Here is a 19,228-nt window from a genome sequence, read left to right on the forward strand (position 1 = left end):
ACCTCCCACACTATGCTCGACCCAGTCATAGCCAGCCGACTTCAATTCGCGCTCACCACCATCGTCCACATCATCTTCCCCGTGATGAGTATGGGTCTCGCGCCGTTTCTCATCTACTTCACGTGGAAGGACATTCGGTCGGACGACCCGGTGTACGAACAGTTGCGTCGTTTTTGGACCAAGATATTCGCCGTCTCGTTCGTCGTCGGGACGGTGACAGGCATCGTCCTCGAATTCGAGTTCGGGACGAACTTTGCAGCGTTCTCGACGGCCGCCGGCGAGTTGTTCGGCGGGCCGTTGGCCACCGAGGGGATGATGGCGTTCATGCTCGAAGCGACCTTCCTCGGTGTGTTCGTCTTCGGCCGCGAGAAAGTCTCAGACTCCCTCTACATGGTGTCAGCCGTCGCCGTCGGCCTCGGAACGTGGCTCTCGGCAGTCTGGATTCTCGTCGCCAACTCGTGGATGCAGACGCCACGCGGGTTCGAACTCGCGCAGGAAGGCGGACAACTCGTCGTCCTGCTCGTCGACCCAATCGCCGCCTACGCCAACCCGCGGTTCCCGTGGATGTTCGTCCACATGCAGAACGCGGCAGTTCTCTCTGTCGCCTTGTTCATGGCCGGCGTCGCGGCGTATCACATCTGGCGTCGCGGTATCGGCGACGACGACGACAGAGAGGCGGCCCGCTTCTGGCGGAAGACGCTAAAAGTCGCCATCGTCGTCCTCCTCGTCACCGCACCGTTGCAGGCGATTCACGGGGACGCCTACGGGCGCCACGTCTACGAGACACAACCGCAGAAGTTCGCGGCCATGGAGGCAGTCTGGGAGACGGATAGCTACGTCCCCGAGTACATCTTCGCCATCCCGACCAGCCTCGACCAGATTACCGACCCACGCGCCAAGGAACTGTTCGGCATCGGGATTCCCGGTGGCGCATCGTGGTTAGCCAGCGGCGGCGACCCACAGGCCGAGATTACGGGGCTAAACGAATTCGAGACGGAGGCACCACCCGTCGCCATCGTCTTCTGGTCGTTCCGCCTCATGGTCGCCGCGGGGTTCTGGTTCATCCTGCTCGCCTTCTGGGCCGGATACCGGTGGTTGACCGGCGACTTGTACGACGACGACCTGTTGCACAAGGCGTTCGTCGGGTCGTCGCTCCTCGGCATCTTCGCCGTCGAAGTCGGGTGGATTGTCACCGAAGTCGGGCGGCAACCGTGGGTCATCCAGGGTATCTTGAAGACGCAAGACGGCGTCTCGCCGGGGCTGACCGGACTCGAAGCGACCATCACACTCGTCGGGTTCGCACTGGTGTACACTGGACTCTTGGCCCTCTACACCTACGTCGTCCGGCGCATCATCCGCGAGGGCCCACCGAGTATCGACAGCATCGAGACTGCTGACTCGCCCGCACCGAAGGGGGTGACTGGCGATGACTGACTACGGACCCTTCGCGACCGAACCGCTGTTCGGTCTCCCGCTTCAGGACCTGTGGTTCGGGCTGGTGTTCTTCATCCTCGCCATGTTCCTGTTCCTCGACGGGTTCGACTTCGGTGTCGGCGCGTTGTTCGCCACCCGCGACGACGACGACGAACGCGAGACGCTCTTCGCCGCTATCGGGCCGTTCTGGGACGGCAACGAGGTGTGGTTGGTCGTCTTTGGCGGAGCTCTCTTCGCGGCGTTCCCCGCAGTGTACGCCAATCTGTTCAGCCGTCACTACCTGCTCATGTTCGCCATCCTCGGGGCACTCATCGTCCGCGGCCTCGCCCCGGAGATGTACGAACAGCGCCACGACGAGACGTGGCAGACGTGGTGGGGACGGGCATTCGTCGTCGGGAGCGTGAGTGCGCCGTTCTTCCTCGGTCTCTTCGCCGCCCATTGGCTCCTCGGTATCGAGTCACTGGTGTCGCTACCGGGTGTCGTCGTCGCCCTCGCCGTCGTCGCACTCACCATCGTCGCCGGCGTCGGGTTCCTCGGTCTGAAGACGCGCGGTGAACTCCAGCGCGACATTGCTTCGTACGGGCCGAAGGCAATCACTGCCTACCTCGCCCTCGTCGTCGTCGCGCTCGGATACCTCGTCGTGATGCGTCCTGACCTCGGTGTCCTCGCACCGATTCCGCTCGCACTCGTCGTCGTCACACTCCTCGCTGCCGGAGGATACGTGGTCGCGCTCCGTCGCGAACACTACACACTCGCGTTCGGGGCCGTCCCCGTCCTCGTGTTCGCCTTCGTCGGCCTCGTCGCAGCGCTGTTGTTCCCGATGATAGACCCCGCCGCGGGACTCTCCGTCTCGGACGCCATCGTCTCGGTACTCCCACTGAACATCATGACCGTCGCGACGGCACTGCTGTTGCCACTGGTGTTCGCCTACTTTGGCATCCTCTACTCGACGTTCAGCGGCCCCATCGACGCAGGTGAATCGTACTCCTGAACACACACTCCACACCAGAACCCATGGTCACACTCCCCAACACCAAACCAACCGTCGAATCGCTCACCAGTCCCCTCACGCTCCTCGGCCTCGTCATGGTCGTCGTCAGCATCGCCGTCGCCGCCCTCGCGCTAAGCGACGGTGACGTCGTCACTGCACTCGGGATGGGATTACTGCTCGTCTCGGGAGTCCTCGCCACCGGAATCGGACTCTCCGGAGAGTCAGTCTAACGCCCGACTGCGCCGCCATTCCCACCTATTTTATCACGCCGTGGCGAAATCTGCCGGTATGAAGCGCGTCATCGAGACGGACGAAGCGCCGGCAGCAGTCGGTGCGTACAGTCAAGCGACGACGAACGGTTCGCTCCTCTACACGGCCGGGCAGATTCCCCTGACGCCGGACGGCGAACTCCTCGACGACGAAGACATCGCCACGCAGACCAAGCAGTCGCTCGACAACGTGATGGCCATCCTCGACGAGGCGGGCGCGGACGCCGGCGACGTGCTGAAGACGACAGTCTTCCTCGCCGACATCGACGACTTCTCGGAGATGAACGAGACGTACGCGACGTACTTCGACGACCAACCGCCGGCCCGGTCTGCCGTCGAAGTCGGCAACTTGCCGAAGGGCGTCGGCGTCGAAATCGAGGCCGTCGCCATCGTCGACGAGGAGTGAACCGCCGAACCCGGTCCGCCCTCGCGTGGGGCGCGGTGAGTCTCCTCCTCGTGGGCGTCCTCGCACAGACTGCGACCCTCCTTGGCCTCGGTATCGAGGCGTCGTTCGGGGCCGTGGCAGCGGTTGCCATCGTCTCCGGAATCGTCGTCGCGTCTGTGACATACGTCATCGAGCCACGACTCGAACGGAAAGGAAGGGCTTAAATTAGTCAGGCGGAAACGTTGCGGTGTAAGCCAGCCAGGATGGCCGAGCGGTAAGGCGCACGCCTGGAAAGCGTGTTCCCTCTGGGATCGGGGGTTCAAATCCCTCTCCTGGCGCTTCTCTGAAAACAACACCCTGAGCGATGCGTCTTGACGCTTCTTCCGAAGTCAGCCCAAGTCGAACCAGACCTGCACTCACCCTATTTTCCAGAATCCCATGACATTCGGCCCCAAACGTCGACAGTCTCGTGACTGTTCCCAGTGGCAGAGAACGGCGAATAAGTATATTGTGACACGGGCACAATAACAGCCTACAACACAGTTATTGGCCGACAGGATGCGTCGTTTCGAGTTCCGACAGCGATGCGTCCCGTCTCAGTACCGCCTCCAAAACATTCATCACCATGCGACTCAATACCACGTTTGACAATGCCTGACACCAAAAGCGGCCGTGAGAAGAAGGGCCTCAACAAGCGGACCCAGCTTACCGAACGGCTGTACGAGCAAGAATTAGAGGTGTTAGACGGTGAAGACGACGAGCCCTCGCTCGACGACATCTCCGGGGAGTTCATCGCGGACGAGCTTCCAGACGAAAACTGACGCGCGAGGCCAGTCTCGGCTCTCTGGCCACTCCCATTTTTATCGACGCACTCGTAACCTTCGAGTGTGCCACACCGTGCGAACTACGCGACCATATTTATCGGGTCGCACCTCCACCCGGACGACGACGCACTAAATCTCGACTGGGCAGACGACGTCGGCGACGAGACGGACGTCTTCGAGTTCGACGTACCGACCGATGACCCTCGAGAGGCGTATCTGGGGATTCAGGCGTTCGACGTCGGTGACTACGGTCACGAGATTTACATCAACGGCGAACCACTCTCCGGGTTCGATATTCCACCGAGAGATGGCTGGCAATACTGGGTCGACACCATCGTCGGTGCCGACCTCGTCGGCGGGACGAACACTATCCAAGTCGTGCGCGACCAGTCGAGCGACGACGCCCTCGCCGTCGGAACCGTAACAATCCACTGGAAAGAGCCGGTCGACGAATAGTATATAAATCGAGGATAATCGTACCAGATTGTGCCATGCGTTGTCGTCCCACATAGTGTCCCGAAACCACTGTGAGGGCGGTACTGTCTCTCGATTACGTGCGTTGCGCGTTCCGATCGAAGAATTCGACGCGCGAACCGCCGGCGTAGCTTTTATATAGAATCACAAACAATCAGCGGGTGTCTATGAGCCAGCGAATGCAACAGGGTCAGCCGATGATCATTCTCGGTGAAGACTCCCAGCGCGTCAAAGACCGCGACGCGCAGGCGTACAACATCCGCGCTGCACGAGCGGTCGCAGAAGCAGTACGCTCCACACTCGGTCCGAAGGGGATGGACAAGATGCTCGTCGATTCGATGGGTGACGTCACCATCACGAACGACGGTGTCACCATCCTCAAGGAGATGGACATCGACAACCCGACGGCCGAGATGATCGTCGAAGTCGCCGAGACGCAGGAAGACGAAGCAGGCGACGGCACGACGACGGCAGTCGCTATCGCGGGTGAACTCCTGAAGAACGCCGAGGACCTCCTCGAACAGGACATCCACCCGACGGCCATCATCCGCGGCTTCAACCTCGCCTCCGAGAAGGCACGCGAGGAAATCGACGACATCGCAGAGCGCGTCGAACCCGACGACGAGGAACTCCTGAAGAAGGTCGCCGAAACCTCGATGACCGGCAAGAGCTCCGAACTCAACAAAGAGCTTCTCGCGGACCTCATCGTCCGCGCGGTCAAGCAGGTCACCGTCGAAGCCGACGACGGTTCCTACGTCGTCGACCTCGAGAACATCTCCATCGAGACGCAGACCGGTCGCTCCGCGTCCGAGTCTGAACTCCTCACCGGCGCAGTCATCGACAAGGACCCCGTCCACGACGACATGCCGGTCCAGTTCGACGAGGCCAACGTCCTCCTCCTCAACGAACCCGTCGAAGTCGAAGAGACCGACATCGACACGAACGTCTCCATCGAGAGCCCCGACCAGCTTCAGAAGTTCCTCGACCAAGAAGAGGCGCAACTGAAGAAGAAGGTCGACCAAATCGTCGACTCCGGCGCTGACGTGGTCTTCTGCCAGAAGGGCATCGACGACCTCGCCCAGCACTTCCTCGCCAAGAAGGGCATCCTCGCCGTCCGTCGCACGAAGAAGTCCGACGTCAAGTTCCTCAAGAACATCACGGGCGCGTCCATCGTCTCGGACCTCGACTCCATCGAGTCCGCCGACCTCGGCACGGCCTCCATCCGCCGTGACGACGACGACGAACTGTTCTACGTCGAAGGTATCGGCGACGACGTCCACGGCGTCACGCTCCTCCTCCGAGGCTCGACCGACCACGTCGTCGACGAACTCGAACGCGGCGTCCAGGACGCCCTCGACGTCGTCGCTTCGACGGTCGCCGACGGCCGCGTTCTCGCCGGCGGCGGTGCCATCGAAGTCGAACTCGCCTCGCGCCTCCGCGACTACGCGGACTCCGTCTCCGGCCGCGAGCAACTCGCCGTCGAGGCGTTCGCCGACGCGCTCGAACTCGTCCCGCGCGTCCTCGCCGAGAACGCTGGTCTCGACTCCATCGACACGCTCGTCGACCTCCGTTCTGCCCACGAGAACGGTGAGGTCCGCGCCGGCCTGAACGTCTTCACTGGCGAAGTCGAAGACGCGTTCGAAGCTGGCGTCGTCGAGACGGCCCACGCCAAGGAGCAGGCTATCGCCTCCGCCTCCGAAGCCGCGAACCTCGTCCTCAAGATTGACGACATCATCGCGGCCGGTGACCTCTCTACCGGCGGCAACGACGACGACGAAGGCGGCGCACCCGGCGGCATGGGTGGCATGGGCGGTATGGGCGGCATGGGCGGCGCGATGTGAAGTTAGGCTAACGCCCGATACACCCACCCCCACACCGACCCCCTGCACCGCACGACAGACCGATTCTTTTTCGACAGGCGTCACTGACCCGAGTAGCCACTGCACCGGTCGCCGTGACACGGTGTGTCAACCAGTCACTCCCAAAACAAGTTGGACGATTCTCTCACTTTCAAAGTAAGAGTTGGAGTTGTGTACAGAAATAGAACGAACTAAGTAGGTAGTACGGGAAGGTGCCTCCATGCGCAAGACGCTGCTACTGAACAAAGACGACGTCCACGAGAACGTCCAGATGCCGGAACTCATCTCGGCTATCGAGGACGCGTTCGCCGCCTACGAGTCGGGCGACGCGCAGATGCCGCCGAAGTCCTACATCGACCTGCCGCAGTACAACGGTGACTTCCGGTCGATGCCCGCCTATCTCGACGCGGGTGACTGGGACGCAGCAGGCATCAAGTGGGTCAACGTCCACCCCGACAACGGCGACAAATTCGACCTTCCCACCGTCATGGGGACCATGATTTACTCCGACCCCGAGAACGCGTTCCCCCTCGCACTTCTCGACGGCACGGAACTGACGATGCTCCGCACGGGTGCGGCCGCCGCCGTCGCCACCGACTACCTCGCCGTCGAAGACGCCTCGTCGATGGGTATCATCGGCGCTGGTGTCCAGTCGTACACGCAACTTCGCGCAATCAGCGAGGTCCGCGACATCGAGGAAGTCGTCATCTCCGACCTCGACGAAGAACGCGTCGCCGACTTCATCGACGCCTTCGAGGGCGAGTTCGACATCCGCGCAGGGTCCATCGAGGAGGCCGCCCAGTGTGACGTTCTCTCGACGGTCACGCCGGTCGAATCGCCCATCGTCCCCCGCGACGCCGTCGGCGACAACACCCACATCAACGCGATGGGTGCCGACGCAGAAGGCAAGCACGAACTCGCCGACGAGGTGCTTCTGGACGCGAAACTCGTCATCGACGACCACGCCCAGACGACCCACTCCGGCGAAATCAACGTCCCGTACCACGAGGGCGTCCTCTCCGACGACGACATCTACGGCGCAATCGGCGAAATCGTCGTGGGAAGCAAAGACGGCCGAACCGAAGACGACGGCATCACCGTCTTCGACTCGACCGGACTCGCGATTCAGGACGTCGCGGCCGCACACGTCGCCTACGAACACGCTATCGAGAACGACAACGGCTACGCCTTCGACCTGCTCGGCCTCGCCGACGAGTAACTCGCCGTCGAACCCACTCTCTAGCGTTTCTTCTCTTTCTTCACGTTTCCCCGGACCCGCGCTGTGCCGCGAGGTAATCGAACAGTTTGGAGAACACGTACACGATGACGATGAAGGGAAGGAGGGGCACCATCAGGACGACGAGGATGAGAAACATCGTCCACCCGATAGAGTCCATCTCCATGTCGGGACGCGTACTCGACCCCGGTGTGACTGTTCGGTAGGCCTTCTCCGGGAGGGACAGGGATTCCTCTTCGCTCATGGATTCCTGTACGTTGGCCGAGAGGATAAGATGACCGGCGGTCTCACCGATGACGGTACTTCGCTCGCTCTATGACTTCACCACACTCGCGACACTCGTAGCGTCGTCTGTCTTCGAGGTCAGTCCGCTTTTCGTCGTCTGCCCGGTACATCTCCGCGCCACACGAGTCACAGAGCATGTCTTAATTATCACGCATGATTATGTAAATCTAGGGTCGAATCGTCTTTTTCTCCACTTTCGGGGCGGGAGCGTCGCTCTCTCTGTGTGGCTATCAGCGAAGAAAATCAGCAGCCGACGGTTCGACTGTCGTTATTCGAGGTGGACCGCGGGGCGGAACGGAATCGCCTTCGACGCGCGGTCGGCCGGGTCGACGATGTCGTCGTCGTCTTCGACGTACACCTCGACGTCGGCGTCGAACTCGCGGGCGAGGAAGTCGGCCGCACGCTCGTAGGTCGTCGCCTCGTCGAGTTCGAGTTGGGCGTGGAGCGTCGTCTCGTCCTGTCCACGCGTCTGACTCACGAGGTCCTGGACGAGGTCGTTGACGGCGTTGCCCTTCTCGCGCAGGTCGGGGTCCTGCATGACCTGACCCATGATAGCACCGACGTTGTCACCCTGGTCGACGACCGTCTCGAACACGTCGCGCTTCCAGTCGGCAGCGACGTAGACACGGAGCGTCTCGGGGTCAGAGTCGGTCACGTCGATGATGTCACGGATGTCTTCGGTCAGGCGTTCGACCTGCCGTTCTTCGAGTTCGACCGTCTCGTCGTCGAACTCGGTGTCCGGTTCTGGCCAGGGTGCGTCTTCGGCCGGCGTGCCGGTCAACTGCTCGTGGAGTTCGTTCGTCATGAACGGGACGAACGGTGCGAGCAGGCGCAGGCGCGTCTCGAGGACGGTTCGGAGCGTCCACTTGGCGGCCGGGCGGTCGAAGTCGGTCCGGCGACGGTACCAGCGCAGGTCCTCTTCGAAGTTGTAGAAGGCGGCCTGACTGGCAGAGCGCGTCTCGGACTCGTCCATGGCGTCAGTCACGTCACGGACGGTGTCCTGAAGCTTCGACAGGAGCCATCGGTCGATAGTCTCCAGTTCGGGCCGGTCTTCCGGACCGGGGTCGGCGATAATCTCCTGTGCACGGTTCCAGAACCGTTCGAGTTGGTTGTGGACCGACCCGACCAGGTCGTCGCGCCAGTCGTAGTCCTGCCACGGTTCGGCGGAGTTGAGCAGGAAGAAGCGGACGGTGTCGGCACCGTACTCGCTGATTGCCTCGCCGGGGAGGACGACGTGGCCCTTCGAGGACGACATCTTCTCTCCTTCGAGGAGGCCCATTCCCATGATGACGATGCCCTGTGGCCACTGGGCTTGGTCGAACAGTTCGCCGTGGTGGAACTGGTAGAACGTCAGGTGGTTCGTGATGAGGTCGTTCGCGGAGAATCGGTAGTCCACGGGGTACCAGTAGTCCCACTCGTCGCGCAGTTCGAGGGCGCGTTCGTCGGCCTCGTCGGCCGCCTCAGGACCGTAGAACAGCGTGTCGAAGAAGTCCTGCGTGAGTTCCTCCGTCGGGATATCTTGCAGGCGGTGAGCGATGGTGTAGTACGCCATGTAGATGGTCGAGTCCGACAGGGGCTCGATGACGAACTGGTCGTCCCACGGCAGGCGCGTCCCGAGGCCGTAGTTCCGGATGCAGGGCCACCCGTTCAGCCAGTCGATGGTGTGGTGGTACTCGTCGCGGGTGTTGTCGGGGATGGCGTCCAAGCCGTCGGCCACGTCGTGGGCGAGTTGCTTCCAGTCCGGGTCGTCGTACGACAGGAACCACGTGTCCTGTTCGGCGACGACGACGTCGCCGCCACAGCGACAGACGACTTCCTCGGAGAACTCCTGCATCACGTCGAACTGGCCGGCGTCGATGCCGTCGGCCTTGTAGTCGTCGCGGACCTCCTCGACGATTGCACCGGCGTAGTCGCCGTAGAACTCCTTCAGGCGACCGGCGTGGAACTCCTTGTTGTAGAGGTCCTTCGTCGCTTTCTCCAGTGCGGGGTCGTCGGACGACTCGATGCCAGCGTTCTCGACGGCCGACTTCGCGGGAATCTCGCCGTACTCGTCGTCCTCGGAGTCGATGTCGAGGATTGGAATCGGCTCGATTGCGTCAACGTCGGCGGGGTCGATACCGAACGATTCGAGGTAGTCGGTGTCGGCTTTCGCCTCTTGCAGTGCGACGTAGTCGTCGGGGCTGTGTGCCGGGACGGACATGACGACGCCCGTCGCGTTGTCGGCGTCGACGAATCCGGCCGGGAGGACGGGAACTTCGTCGCCAGTGACGGGATTCTCGACGAACTGGCCGACCAGTTCGGAGCCTTCGACGGTCTCCAGAATCTCGACGTCGTGTGCCTGATACTCCAGTTTCGCGGCGGCGTACTCGGAGACGAACCACGTCTCGCCTTCCACGTCGGCGACGACGTAGGTCGCTTCGGGGTCGATGTAGGCGTTCGTCACGCCGTGGACCGTCTCGGGGCGCAGCGTCGCCATCGGGACGACGACGGACTCGCCGTCGCGTTCCCAGCCGAAGCGGACGAGCGTGTACTCTTGGAACTCCGCTTCTTCCCCTTCGAGCAGGTCGTGCGTCGTAACCGGCTGTTCTTCGTTCGTACAGAACTTGACGGGGTGGAGTCCCTTCTCCAGACGGCCACGTTCGCGGAGCGTCCGGTACTGCCACTCGATGAACTTCGAGTAGCGTTCGTCGTTGGTCGTGAACTCACGACGCCAGTCGACGGAGAGTCCGAGCGACTGCATCCCCTTCTTGTAGTGCTCTTCGATGAAGTAGCGTGCCCACCCCATCGGCGTCTCCAGGTCAGAGAGCGTGTCTTCGGAGACGTTGTAGGTGTCCTTCAGGACAGACAGTTGCTTCTCTTCGCCCTTTTTCAGTCGCTCGACGGCACCGATAATCGGCGTGCCGGTGACGTGCCAGGCGATGGGGAACAAGACGTTGTCGCCTTGCTGGCGTCGATAGCGAGCGTACACGTCCGGGACCGTGTAGGTTCGTGCGTGCCCGATGTGCATCCCACCACTCGGGTACGGATACGGAACCGTGACGAACGTCGCGTCGTCGGCGTCTGCGTCCGGGTCGGCCTCGTATCGGCCGGACTCGGACCAGCGCTCTCGCCAACGCGCTTCGAGTTCCTGCGGGTCGTAGTCCATATCCGTGGTAGTGGCACGCCGACCTAAAATAACTCCTATACTCGACTTGCCCAGGTGTCAGGTCGAACGGCGTTCGACCGCTGTTAGACTGTCGCCGAGACGAACTAACGTCGGGTGGTCCCGTTGTGACGTACTCGAAGACGTATCACACGAAGAGTATTCACCCCTGCGAGAGAGTACCGAGACGACATGCACGTCGACCAGTCTCGTTTCTGGGTGACAAGCGCCGTCGACGTCGCCCGAAATCACGTCGACAGTCCGGTACTCGCGTCGATACTCGCCATCGGGTGGCTCCCGATTGCACTCTCGATAGTGGCGATAGACACGTCAGAGGCAACGGTACTCTTCGTCGTTGCGCAGACGCTCGCGGCCCTGATGGTCGTGTTCGGTCCATTCGACGTCTGGTATTACTATCGACGGTTACTGCCCGCGTTCTTCGAGAACGTCGACGATATCGTCGAACCGGGACAAGACGACGAGTTGCGGGCGTTGGCTGAGAAGTACGACCGGTTCTTCACCCAGCGTTGGTGGGCAATCACGCTGCCGTGGACGCTTCTCGTCGTCCTCGTCTTCTTCGCTTCTGAGGGACACATCGCCAACCAAGGGATAACCAGCCCAGTCGAGTACACGGCGTACTTCGGATTCTTCGTCTACTGGGGACTCTTCTCTGGGCTCGGCTTCCACGGTGGCCTGTTGACGGTCCGTCTCATCAAGGAATTTTCCGAAGAAATCGACCTCGAAATCGACCCGCTCTATCCGGACGGATTGGGTGGTCTCAGTCTCGTCGGACAATTCGCAATCCGGACGACGCTCATCCTCTCGACCGGGTCGCTCGCGATGCCGCTGTCGTTCGAACTCGCGAGTCAGATTGGACTCGCCGAAGCAGTCTATCTCGGCGTCGGCCTGTACGTCGTCCTCATCGCACTCGTGTTCATATACCCGACGTACAAGGTGAATCGTCGCGCACAGCGACTTCGAGAGGACGTTCTCGAAGAGTACCGAACGAAGATTCGGCGTCTCGAAGCAGAGTTAGCGAAACTCGAAGCGGCGGGTCGCCCCGGCGCATCGCTCGAAGAATCACACTCCCTCTACCTGGAAATCGACCGAACGAGACAAGAGTTCAGAGATTTTCGTGACGTGCAGCTATATCCGCTGTCGGTCAGCATCCTCATTCAGCTGTTGAGTTCGCTTTTCCTCCCGGTACTGTTCATCATCTTCGACATCTACCTCTCACGGCTCATTTGAACGAATCACCGTCGGTTGTGAGCGAAGGTTCGGAACAGGAAAAATGCAGACACGTTGAGCCAGAGACTCAGTCGATGTCGATGCGATGCGAGTCGTCGGGGGTCACGTCCATCTTGGGGAGCGTGATGGTGAGGACGCCGTTGCGGTAGGAGGCAGAGGTGTTCTCTTCGTCCACCATCTCCGGGAGGCGAACCGTGCGGCGGGCGGACTGCTGGCGGCGTTCACGGCGGATGTATTCGCCCTCACCGCGTTCTTCTGTCACGTCGCGCTTGGCCTCGATGGTCAGCGTCTGGTTAGCGATAGAGAGGGAGATGTCGTCCTTTTCGTAGCCCGGGAGGTCCGCAGAGAGGACGAGTTTGTCCTCGTCGTCCGAGATATCGACGGCCATGTCGTACATACGGGACGAGGGCATCATGCCCGAACGGTCGAACTGGTGGCCCATCTCGTCGAATTGGCGAGAGAGTCGTTCGAACAGTTCTTCGATGTCTTCGAATGGGTTGGTTCGGCGCATCATCGGTATTTCACCGAGGGATAGAGACGCCATCTGAGGAGATAATCGTTTCCGGAACTGGAATAGCAAATAGCACGCGCTGAGACCGCAGACAACAGTATTCGAAAAATGAGCTCCGTTATTCGATGTCGATGCTCTGCGAATCGTCCGCGTCCGGTTCCGCCTTCGGCAACGTGATGGTGAGCACGCCGTTGCGGTACGTGGCAGACACCGCTTCACGCTCGATTTCGGCAGGGAGCGTGACCGACCGAGACACCGAGCGGTGACTGCGCTCTCGTCGGACGTAGTTCTCTTCTTCTGCTTCGGCGGACGTCTCGTGTTCGGCGGCGATGGAGAGTTGTCGGCCGCGGACACTCACGTCGAGGTCGTCTTTCTCGAATCCGGGCAGGTCGGCGACGACTTCGATGACGTCGTCGGACTCGACGACGTCGAGTGAGATGTCTTGGAATCGCGCGAGGCCAGAGTCCTCGAAGGACCGGCCCATTCGGTCGAACAGGTCTTCAATCTCGTCGAATGGATTTCGTTGCATACGTCTCACAGTTCGTCAGCGACGGCAATGAAAGATGTGCCCGTCCTCACACGTTGGGAGTGAGGGCGCGTTCGGTATCGACCGTCAGTACAGGACGTGCCGTGTGTCGTACGACCCGAGGACGCGGACCCACCCGTTTCGGGCGATACCTTCCACGTCGTCGAGTGCCCCTTGCATCCGTTCTTCGTAGAGTCCCGCGTCGGCGTCGATGTGGAAGAGGTAGTCACCGAGACGGTTCCCACTCGGACGCGACTCGATGCGCGAGAGGTTGATGTCACGTTCGGCGAACGCTTCGAGCAGTTCGAGGAGGAGACCGGGGTAGTTCGCGTTCGGATAGACGACGAGTGACGTTTTTCCGCCGGCGTCCGAGCGTGCGGACTCGGGGGCGACGACGAGGAAGCGCGTGGCGTTCGAGGAACGGTCTTGGATGTCCTCGGCGATTATCTCTAAATCGTCACCCGCATTGTCCGGGTGCCCGATACCCGCCACAGACGGGTCGGCGCGGGCGCGTTCGACGCCGCGAGCGGTACTGGCAACCGCTTCGAGCGTCACGTCGGGGTAGTTTTCGTCGAGGTACGTTCGACACTGGGCGAGTGCCTGCGAGTGACTGGCCACGATGTCGAAGTCGTCGCTCTGGGCCAAGAGCGCGTGTCGAATCGGCGTGACAATCTCTTGGACGACGCTGACGTTCGAGTTGGCGACGGCGTCGAGACTCTCCGTGACGCTCCCTTCGATACTGTTCTCGATGGGGACGACGCCACGTTCGAACGACCCGTCGGCGACGGCATCGACGATAGAGGTGACCGATTCTCGGAAGGCGACGTCGTCCGCGACGGCGCGGGCGGCGCGATGAGAGTAGGTGCCCGCCGGGCCGAGGGTGACTGCCTGCATGACGCTCCCTTCACGCAGGGACGACAAAAGGGCGTCGGGGGTGGCAGATTCGACCGATGGGCCACAGAGAAGCAGATGCGACCTACCGGTCGGCGCAGAACTCGACGAAGTTTCGGAGGATAGTCAGTCCGGTCTCACCGGACTTCTCGGGGTGGAACTGGGTCCCGAAGACCGTTCCCTCCTCGTTGGCGACGACGGCCGGGAACTCCACGCCGTAGTCGGTAGTTGCGACGATAGCATCCTCGTCGTCCGGGTCGGCGTAGTAGGAGTGGACGAAGTAGGCGTACTCGCCGTCGACACCCTCGACGAGTGGGTGGTCACGCTGGACGTTCAGTTCGTTCCACCCCATGTGCGGCACCTTCTGGCCCTCGTCGAAGCGGACGTTTCGTCCGGGGATGAAGTCGAGGCCCTCGACTTCGCCCTCGCCCGCGTGGTCTGCTTCTTCGGACGAAGTGAGCAACATCTGCATCCCGAGACAGATACCGAATATCGGCGTCCCTGCGTCGGCGGCCTCTGCGAGCGGTTCGCGGAACGGCCCCGCGTTCTCCATCCCTTCGGAGAAGGCACCGACACCGGGGAGGACGATTCCGTCTGCGTCTTCGAAGTCGGCCGGGTCGTCAGAGATGACGACGTTCGCACCCGCGCGTTCGAGGCCGCGCATGGCGCTCCGGAGGTTGCCGAGACCGTAGTCGACCATCACCACGTCGGCGAGCGTCTCCTCAGACGCCTGTGTCGTGCTCATACTCTCTCTTCGAAGAGGGTGGGCAAGTGAGTTTCCGTCTCGGCGACCGTCGCGAAATTGGAGAATCGACAGACAGTTCTATGTTTTCTTCGGGAGACCGCAATAGAATATTGGATTTACGGATGGATACGTAGAAAAAATAGGAAGACTTAACCTCAATCTGTCTGAGTTTCAGACTGGAATACATGTCCTCTCGACGGAATTTCCTCAAAAAAGCCGGTGCTGCAGGGGCACTCGGCATGGCAGGCCTCAGTGGGTGTATCGGCAGCATCGGTGGCGGGTCGGACTCGGTGACGTTCCTCCTGACACCATCGGAGTCGGACGTCGACATCAAACAGCAGTACCAACCGCTCTTCGAGTACCTCGAAAGTGAGGCGAGCGTCACGGTCGAATCAGAAGTCGCCGCTGACTACGCGGCAGTGTATCAGGCGTTCAAGTCAGGTCAGGCAGACCTCGCAGACTCGTCGCCGACCATCGCTATCCAGGGCGGTAACGAAGGCGTGACGGAAGTCATGGGCATCCGCGTCGCCTACGGCGCAGCGAAGTACTTCTCGCTCATGACGACGACGCCCGACAGCGGTATCGAAGAACTCGCCGACCTCGAAGGAGAGACAGTCGCCTTCGCGGACCGACTCTCGACGAGTGGGTCGCTCTTCCCCCTGTACATGCTGAAGCAGGCGGGTCTCGACACGGGTAACGCACCCGACGGTGACCCGGTGGACTTCACGGGGCAGTGGTCCGACCACTCCACCGCACGCGAGACACTGGTCAACCGTGACGAAGTGATGGCCGCTGGGACCGGCGCGTTCTCCGTCGCCGCTCACGTCCCCGAAGACCAGTTCCCTCAACAGTTCCTCGACGTCTCCGCCGAGAACGACGGTGACCTCGGAACCGAAGACCCACAACTCGACCTGCTCGCGGCGTCCGACCCGATTCCGCGCGCACCCATAATCGTCCGCTCGGAACTCGAATCGGGAATGAAGTCGTCGCTCACCGACGCCCTCACGAGCGTCACACAGGACGACCTCATCAACGAGGACCTTGGCGACGACCAGCAACTCTGGTTCACCGGCGTCGAACCCGGCACGGTCGACGACTACGAACCGATTCAGAACGTCATCGACACGCTGGGCATCTCGCTCGGGCAGTAGTCAACAGAACAGACATTCAATTGCAGTATTATTTTGGTGACTCCCCACCCACGATGGGAGAACGCGGGAAGTCCGCCGACACACAATGAGTACCATCGAAGTACGTAACCTCACGAAAGCGTTCGGCGACGTCCGAGCGTTGGACGACGTCTCCTTTACCATCGAAGACGGCGAGTTCGCCGTCCTCCTCGGACAATCTGGCGCAGGAAAGTCCACGCTCCTCCGTTGCCTGAACGGGATTACAAAGCCCACGTCGGGCGAAATCAGAATCGACGGTGAACCAGTTACTGGCCCGCGCGACGACGTTGCGATGATTTTCCAGCAACACTACGTCCTCGGGCAACTAAGCGCGTACGGGAACGCGCTCACTGGTGCACTGAACCGCACTTCGTTCCTTCGCAGTCTCATCGGGTGGCACTCCCGTCCCGACAAACTGGAAGCGCTCAACGCACTGGAGACGGTTGGATTGCTGGACAAGGCCAACCAACGGACGCGGAACATGAGTGGTGGCCAACAACAACGCGTCGGCATCGCCCGCGCACTCGTCCAACAACCGAACCTCCTCCTCGCCGACGAACCCGTGGCCAGTCTCGACCCGGCGAGTGCCGAGACGGTGATGGGGTACATCCGAAGCGCCGCCAAAGAACGTGACCTCTCGACGCTGGCGAGTCTCCATCAGGTCAACCTCGCACGAGAGTTCGGCGAGCGATTCCTCGCTCTCCGTGACGGCGAACTCGTCTTCGACGGCTATCGCGAGGACCTGACAGTCGATATCATCGACCGAATCTACGGCGACGTACAGACACAGGACATCCGAGAAGGCACGGAGGCGCACGCATGAGTGACCGAGACGCCGACTCCCCGGCGGTGCGACCCGACGGCGGAACAACGACAGGGAACCTCGAAGGTGCACTCAGCGACATCACGCTCACGAAGCGCATCAAGTGGGGGATGGCGTTCGTCCTCTCACTCGCCTTCGGATTCCTGTTCTTCCAAGCGCTCGCCGAAGTCGGGTTCTCGCTCGCCGAAATCGTCTACTACTGGCCGGAGTTTCAGGAGGCGCTCGGCGAGTTCTTCCCGCGCACGTCGCTCTTCGGTGTTCTGCCGTTCGTCGACGTCGGGTCGTACTGGCAGTTCATCCAGGAGCGCAACCTCTTCGGTGCGGCCATCGTCACGCTTGCGATGGGCTTTGCGGGGACGATTCTCGGCATCCCCGGCGCACTCCTCCTCGGCGTCCTCGGGTCCGAGCGCGTGACGCCCTACCCGTTCAACTTCATCTTCCGCGGGACGATGAGCGTCATCCGCGCCATCCCGGCACTCGTCTGGGCGCTCATCTACATCCCGCTCGGCGGCGTCTCGCCGTTCACGGCGACGCTCGCCATCGGCACCGACACGATGGGGAACCTCGGCCGCCTGTTCACCGACGCACTCGAAGAAGTCGAAGACGGGCCAATCGAGGCCATCGAATCGACTGGCGCGAATCGCCGACAGACCGTCGTCTTCGGGATGCTCTCGCAGGTGTTCACGCCCTTCATCGCGTGGACGATGTACATCCTCGAAATCAACACCCGCATCGCCGTCACGATGGGCCTCATCGGCGGTGGCGGTATCGGCTACATCCTGCAGACCCAGCGGAGTCTGTTCAAGTACACGAACATGATGGCGACGATTCTCGTCATCTTCCTCCTCGTCGTCTCCGTCGAGTTCGTGAGTCAGCGTGTCCGCTCGTACATCCGCGGCGAGGAAGAGGGACTGAGTTTCCTCAAACTCGTCGTGGAGTTCCCGCAACGGATGGCCCGTTCGCTCTGGGAGTAGGTTCCCCACACTGCGGAACCCACCTCCGCTCCCGCGGTACAGTTTTTGTCGGTGGGTCACGTTCCCGAGCGTATGTCGTGGTCACCTCGTTCCGTCTCGTCTCCCTTCGCCCTCGCAGCGTTGGTGGCCGCGAACGCCGTCCCACTCGTCGGCGTGGTGTGGTTCGACTGGAGCCTCAAGGCGCTCTTGGTCGCGTATTGGCTCGAAAGCGGCGTCGTCGGACTGCTGAACGTCCCGAAGATTCTGGCGGCCAGTGGGTCCGGTGACGGCGGGGCGACGATAACCGCGAGCATCAACGGCCAACAGGTCGACCTCTCGCCGCCCGAGGAACCCAGAGACGAGTTTCACGTCTACGCCTCGAACGTCCCCATCGCGGGCTTCTTCGCCATGCACTACGGCATCTTCTGGGTCGTCCACGGCGTGTTCGTCTGGACGTTCGACGCTTTCGCCGTCGGCGACGTTGGCGGCGTTCCCCTCCTCCCCGTCGGCATCGCCGCGGGCGCGACGCTCCTCAGTCACGGTGGGTCGTTCGTCGTCAACTTCGTTGGACGGGAGGAGTACCGAACAATCTCCCCCGGAAAACAGATGTCCGAACCGTATCGTCGGGTCATCGTCCTTCACCTGACGATTATCCTCGGCGCGTTCCTCGTCGCCTCCTCGGGCGCGCCCGCGGCGGCCCTCGTCGTCATGGTCGTCGTCAAGACGGTGCTGGACGTGGCCGCACACCTCAGAGAGCACGCACGGGCAACACAGCGAGCGAAGAAGAGAGAGCGAGACGAGACACCACCCGAACTGGACGCGCGAGACGTGTCTACCTGAGGACAGACACCCTCAGAAGTCGCCGAGACTCGCTTGCCCCTCGGACGAATCCGCGAGGCCGGAGAGGTCGGCGGCCCGGGCGATGGTCTCGAAGAACCCCTCGCGTTGACTCCGGTCGTAGAGCGTCGCGGCGGGGTGGACGGAGAGGAGCACGCGGTACGAGTCGTCGCCGAGGCGGGCGTCGACGACGGACCCTGCCTCGTTCGTGATGGCGACACTCCGGTCGAGGAGGTGCTGTGACGGAACCTTTCCGAGCGTGACGACGAGTTCGGGGGCGACGAGTTCGAACTCGCTGGCGAGGTAGCCCTTGCAGTTGGCCAGTTCCTCCGTCGTCGGGTCGCGGTTGTCCGGCGGGCGACAGCGGACGCAGTTAGTGATGCGAACGTCGGCGCGGGCGAGTCCTGCTTCGCGGAGTGCGTCGTCGAGGACGGACCCGGAGCGTCCCACGAACGGTTCACCGCCTTCGTCTTCTTTCGCACCGGGTGCCTCGCCGAGGAAGAGCAGGTCGGCGTCGTCGGGGCCGACCCCGTTGACGATGCGACTCCGTGACTCGACGAGTTCGGGGCACTGCTCGCAGTCGGTCACGCAGAGGCCCTCCATGTGTTCCATACCCGCTTCGAGG

The 19,228-nt window shown here is 61.8% G+C and carries 22 protein-coding genes and 1 tRNA gene; 15 read left to right on the forward strand and 8 right to left on the reverse strand.

Features of this window, described 5'->3' with window-relative positions:
• Nucleotides 1-12: 12 nt before the first annotated feature.
• From GJR96_RS03135 to GJR96_RS03175, 10 genes are all read left to right on the forward strand, one after another.
• Entirely contained in the window at nucleotides 13-1,434 is a 1,422-nt protein-coding gene (locus tag GJR96_RS03135) for a cytochrome ubiquinol oxidase subunit I (RefSeq protein ID WP_151161598.1), read from the forward strand.
• Nucleotides 1,427-2,425, forward strand: coding sequence for a cytochrome d ubiquinol oxidase subunit II (locus tag GJR96_RS03140; protein WP_151161599.1), 999 nt, complete (start codon nucleotides 1,427-1,429; stop codon nucleotides 2,423-2,425). Before GJR96_RS03135 ends, GJR96_RS03140 begins: the two co-directional genes overlap by 8 nt.
• Before the next feature lie 23 nt (nucleotides 2,426-2,448).
• Nucleotides 2,449-2,655 (forward strand): hypothetical protein, encoded by a 207-nt coding sequence (locus GJR96_RS03145; protein ID WP_151161600.1) that lies wholly within the window; start codon nucleotides 2,449-2,451, stop codon nucleotides 2,653-2,655.
• Between the two features lie 58 nt (nucleotides 2,656-2,713).
• On the forward strand, nucleotides 2,714-3,100 hold the full coding sequence (locus tag GJR96_RS03150; protein ID WP_151161601.1) for a Rid family detoxifying hydrolase: 387 nt from the start codon (nucleotides 2,714-2,716) through the stop codon (nucleotides 3,098-3,100).
• Entirely contained in the window at nucleotides 3,097-3,303 is a 207-nt protein-coding gene (locus tag GJR96_RS03155; protein ID WP_151161602.1) for a hypothetical protein, read from the forward strand. Before GJR96_RS03150 ends, GJR96_RS03155 begins: the two co-directional genes overlap by 4 nt.
• A 33-nt stretch (nucleotides 3,304-3,336) precedes the next feature.
• Nucleotides 3,337-3,417: transfer RNA gene (locus tag GJR96_RS03160), tRNA-Ser, on the forward strand.
• A 312-nt stretch (nucleotides 3,418-3,729) separates the two neighbouring features.
• The gene (locus GJR96_RS18015; RefSeq protein WP_191965802.1) at nucleotides 3,730-3,900 is read left to right on the forward strand and encodes a hypothetical protein; all 171 of its coding nucleotides are present in this window, start codon (nucleotides 3,730-3,732) and stop codon (nucleotides 3,898-3,900) included.
• A 66-nt stretch (nucleotides 3,901-3,966) separates the two neighbouring features.
• The gene (locus GJR96_RS03165; RefSeq protein ID WP_151161603.1) at nucleotides 3,967-4,359 is read left to right on the forward strand and encodes a DUF7383 domain-containing protein; all 393 of its coding nucleotides are present in this window, start codon (nucleotides 3,967-3,969) and stop codon (nucleotides 4,357-4,359) included.
• A gap of 215 nt (nucleotides 4,360-4,574) precedes the next feature.
• Nucleotides 4,575-6,218 carry a thermosome subunit beta gene (thsB, locus tag GJR96_RS03170; RefSeq protein WP_151163889.1) on the forward strand — a complete coding sequence of 548 codons (1,644 nt, stop codon included), beginning with the start codon at nucleotides 4,575-4,577 and terminating at the stop codon, nucleotides 6,216-6,218.
• Nucleotides 6,219-6,456: 238 nt separating this feature from the next.
• Nucleotides 6,457-7,455, forward strand: a complete 999-nt coding sequence (locus tag GJR96_RS03175; protein ID WP_151161604.1) for an ornithine cyclodeaminase family protein — start codon at nucleotides 6,457-6,459, stop codon at nucleotides 7,453-7,455.
• 40 nt (nucleotides 7,456-7,495) lie between these two features.
• On the opposite strand, the gene GJR96_RS03180 is transcribed toward GJR96_RS03175, so the two are convergent.
• From GJR96_RS03180 to leuS, 3 genes are all read right to left on the reverse strand, one after another.
• A complete protein-coding gene (locus GJR96_RS03180; RefSeq protein WP_151161605.1) occupies nucleotides 7,496-7,717 on the reverse strand; it encodes a DUF7535 family protein in 222 nt (73 codons plus the stop codon).
• Between the two features lie 43 nt (nucleotides 7,718-7,760).
• Nucleotides 7,761-7,895 (reverse strand): hypothetical protein, encoded by a 135-nt coding sequence (locus GJR96_RS18395; protein ID WP_255471242.1) that lies wholly within the window; start codon nucleotides 7,893-7,895, stop codon nucleotides 7,761-7,763.
• Between the two features lie 131 nt (nucleotides 7,896-8,026).
• Nucleotides 8,027-10,903, reverse strand: a complete 2,877-nt coding sequence (leuS, locus tag GJR96_RS03185; protein ID WP_151161606.1) for a leucine--tRNA ligase — start codon at nucleotides 10,901-10,903, stop codon at nucleotides 8,027-8,029.
• 189 nt (nucleotides 10,904-11,092) lie between these two features.
• Between leuS and GJR96_RS03190 the strand changes: the two genes are divergently transcribed.
• Nucleotides 11,093-12,148 (forward strand): hypothetical protein, encoded by a 1,056-nt coding sequence (locus tag GJR96_RS03190; RefSeq protein ID WP_151161607.1) that lies wholly within the window; start codon nucleotides 11,093-11,095, stop codon nucleotides 12,146-12,148.
• A gap of 67 nt (nucleotides 12,149-12,215) precedes the next feature.
• Here the strand turns inward: GJR96_RS03190 and hsp14 (GJR96_RS03195) are convergent, their stop codons facing one another.
• The 4 genes from hsp14 (GJR96_RS03195) to hisH form a co-directional block, all read right to left on the reverse strand.
• Nucleotides 12,216-12,662 (reverse strand): archaeal heat shock protein Hsp14, encoded by a 447-nt coding sequence (gene hsp14, locus GJR96_RS03195; RefSeq protein WP_151161608.1) that lies wholly within the window; start codon nucleotides 12,660-12,662, stop codon nucleotides 12,216-12,218.
• Between the two features lie 115 nt (nucleotides 12,663-12,777).
• Nucleotides 12,778-13,188: an archaeal heat shock protein Hsp14 gene (gene hsp14 / locus GJR96_RS03200; RefSeq protein ID WP_151161609.1), complete on the reverse strand. Its 411-nt coding sequence runs from the start codon at nucleotides 13,186-13,188 to the stop codon at nucleotides 12,778-12,780.
• Between the two features lie 84 nt (nucleotides 13,189-13,272).
• Nucleotides 13,273-14,079 carry a prephenate dehydratase gene (pheA, locus tag GJR96_RS03205; protein WP_151161610.1) on the reverse strand — a complete coding sequence of 269 codons (807 nt, stop codon included), beginning with the start codon at nucleotides 14,077-14,079 and terminating at the stop codon, nucleotides 13,273-13,275.
• Between the two features lie 82 nt (nucleotides 14,080-14,161).
• The gene (gene hisH / locus GJR96_RS03210; protein WP_151161611.1) at nucleotides 14,162-14,821 is read right to left on the reverse strand and encodes an imidazole glycerol phosphate synthase subunit HisH; all 660 of its coding nucleotides are present in this window, start codon (nucleotides 14,819-14,821) and stop codon (nucleotides 14,162-14,164) included.
• A gap of 185 nt (nucleotides 14,822-15,006) precedes the next feature.
• Here hisH and GJR96_RS03215 point away from each other — a divergent pair, with 185 nt between their 5' ends.
• The 4 genes from GJR96_RS03215 (at nucleotide 15,007) to GJR96_RS03230 (ending at nucleotide 18,606) form a co-directional block, all read left to right on the forward strand.
• On the forward strand, nucleotides 15,007-15,972 hold the full coding sequence (locus tag GJR96_RS03215; RefSeq protein WP_151161612.1) for a phosphate/phosphite/phosphonate ABC transporter substrate-binding protein: 966 nt from the start codon (nucleotides 15,007-15,009) through the stop codon (nucleotides 15,970-15,972).
• A gap of 85 nt (nucleotides 15,973-16,057) precedes the next feature.
• Nucleotides 16,058-16,813, forward strand: a complete 756-nt coding sequence (locus GJR96_RS03220) for a phosphonate ABC transporter ATP-binding protein (RefSeq protein ID WP_151161613.1) — start codon at nucleotides 16,058-16,060, stop codon at nucleotides 16,811-16,813.
• Complete coding sequence (phnE, locus tag GJR96_RS03225; RefSeq protein ID WP_154326165.1) at nucleotides 16,810-17,787, forward strand: phosphonate ABC transporter, permease protein PhnE; 978 nt, start codon at nucleotides 16,810-16,812, stop codon at nucleotides 17,785-17,787. The genes GJR96_RS03220 and phnE overlap by 4 nt, the downstream gene beginning before the upstream one ends.
• Before the next feature lie 72 nt (nucleotides 17,788-17,859).
• Complete coding sequence (locus tag GJR96_RS03230; RefSeq protein ID WP_151161614.1) at nucleotides 17,860-18,606, forward strand: DUF6498-containing protein; 747 nt, start codon at nucleotides 17,860-17,862, stop codon at nucleotides 18,604-18,606.
• Between the two features lie 12 nt (nucleotides 18,607-18,618).
• On the opposite strand, the gene GJR96_RS03235 is transcribed toward GJR96_RS03230, so the two are convergent.
• Entirely contained in the window at nucleotides 18,619-19,215 is a 597-nt protein-coding gene (locus GJR96_RS03235) for a uracil-DNA glycosylase (RefSeq protein WP_151161615.1), read from the reverse strand.
• Between the last annotated feature and the right edge of the window lie 13 nt (nucleotides 19,216-19,228).

This window comes from Haloferax litoreum (assembly GCF_009674605.1).
Lineage (GTDB): Archaea > Halobacteriota > Halobacteria > Halobacteriales > Haloferacaceae > Haloferax > Haloferax litoreum.

Excerpts from the sequence above, each read along its gene's own strand:
- GJR96_RS03135 (WP_151161598.1), top strand. The coding sequence starts at position 13 with ATGCTCGACCCAGTCATAGCCAGCCGACTTCAATTCGCGCTCACCACC.
- GJR96_RS03140 (WP_151161599.1), top strand. The coding sequence starts at position 1,427 with ATGACTGACTACGGACCCTTCGCGACCGAACCGCTGTTCGGTCTCCCG.
- GJR96_RS03145 (WP_151161600.1), top strand. The coding sequence starts at position 2,449 with ATGGTCACACTCCCCAACACCAAACCAACCGTCGAATCGCTCACCAGT.
- GJR96_RS03150 (WP_151161601.1), top strand. The coding sequence starts at position 2,714 with ATGAAGCGCGTCATCGAGACGGACGAAGCGCCGGCAGCAGTCGGTGCG.
- GJR96_RS18015 (WP_191965802.1), top strand. The coding sequence starts at position 3,730 with ATGCCTGACACCAAAAGCGGCCGTGAGAAGAAGGGCCTCAACAAGCGG.
- thsB (WP_151163889.1), top strand. The coding sequence starts at position 4,575 with ATGATCATTCTCGGTGAAGACTCCCAGCGCGTCAAAGACCGCGACGCG.
- GJR96_RS03175 (WP_151161604.1), top strand. The coding sequence starts at position 6,457 with ATGCGCAAGACGCTGCTACTGAACAAAGACGACGTCCACGAGAACGTC.
- GJR96_RS03180 (WP_151161605.1), bottom strand. The coding sequence starts at position 7,717 with ATGAGCGAAGAGGAATCCCTGTCCCTCCCGGAGAAGGCCTACCGAACA.
- GJR96_RS18395 (WP_255471242.1), bottom strand. The coding sequence starts at position 7,895 with ATGCTCTGTGACTCGTGTGGCGCGGAGATGTACCGGGCAGACGACGAA.
- leuS (WP_151161606.1), bottom strand. The coding sequence starts at position 10,903 with ATGGACTACGACCCGCAGGAACTCGAAGCGCGTTGGCGAGAGCGCTGG.
- GJR96_RS03190 (WP_151161607.1), top strand. The coding sequence starts at position 11,093 with ATGCACGTCGACCAGTCTCGTTTCTGGGTGACAAGCGCCGTCGACGTC.
- hsp14 (WP_151161608.1), bottom strand. The coding sequence starts at position 12,662 with ATGATGCGCCGAACCAACCCATTCGAAGACATCGAAGAACTGTTCGAA.
- hsp14 (WP_151161609.1), bottom strand. The coding sequence starts at position 13,188 with ATGCAACGAAATCCATTCGACGAGATTGAAGACCTGTTCGACCGAATG.
- pheA (WP_151161610.1), bottom strand. The coding sequence starts at position 14,079 with ATGCAGGCAGTCACCCTCGGCCCGGCGGGCACCTACTCTCATCGCGCC.
- hisH (WP_151161611.1), bottom strand. The coding sequence starts at position 14,821 with ATGAGCACGACACAGGCGTCTGAGGAGACGCTCGCCGACGTGGTGATG.
- GJR96_RS03215 (WP_151161612.1), top strand. The coding sequence starts at position 15,007 with ATGTCCTCTCGACGGAATTTCCTCAAAAAAGCCGGTGCTGCAGGGGCA.
- GJR96_RS03220 (WP_151161613.1), top strand. The coding sequence starts at position 16,058 with ATGAGTACCATCGAAGTACGTAACCTCACGAAAGCGTTCGGCGACGTC.
- phnE (WP_154326165.1), top strand. The coding sequence starts at position 16,810 with ATGAGTGACCGAGACGCCGACTCCCCGGCGGTGCGACCCGACGGCGGA.
- GJR96_RS03230 (WP_151161614.1), top strand. The coding sequence starts at position 17,860 with ATGTCGTGGTCACCTCGTTCCGTCTCGTCTCCCTTCGCCCTCGCAGCG.
- GJR96_RS03235 (WP_151161615.1), bottom strand. The coding sequence starts at position 19,215 with ATGGAACACATGGAGGGCCTCTGCGTGACCGACTGCGAGCAGTGCCCC.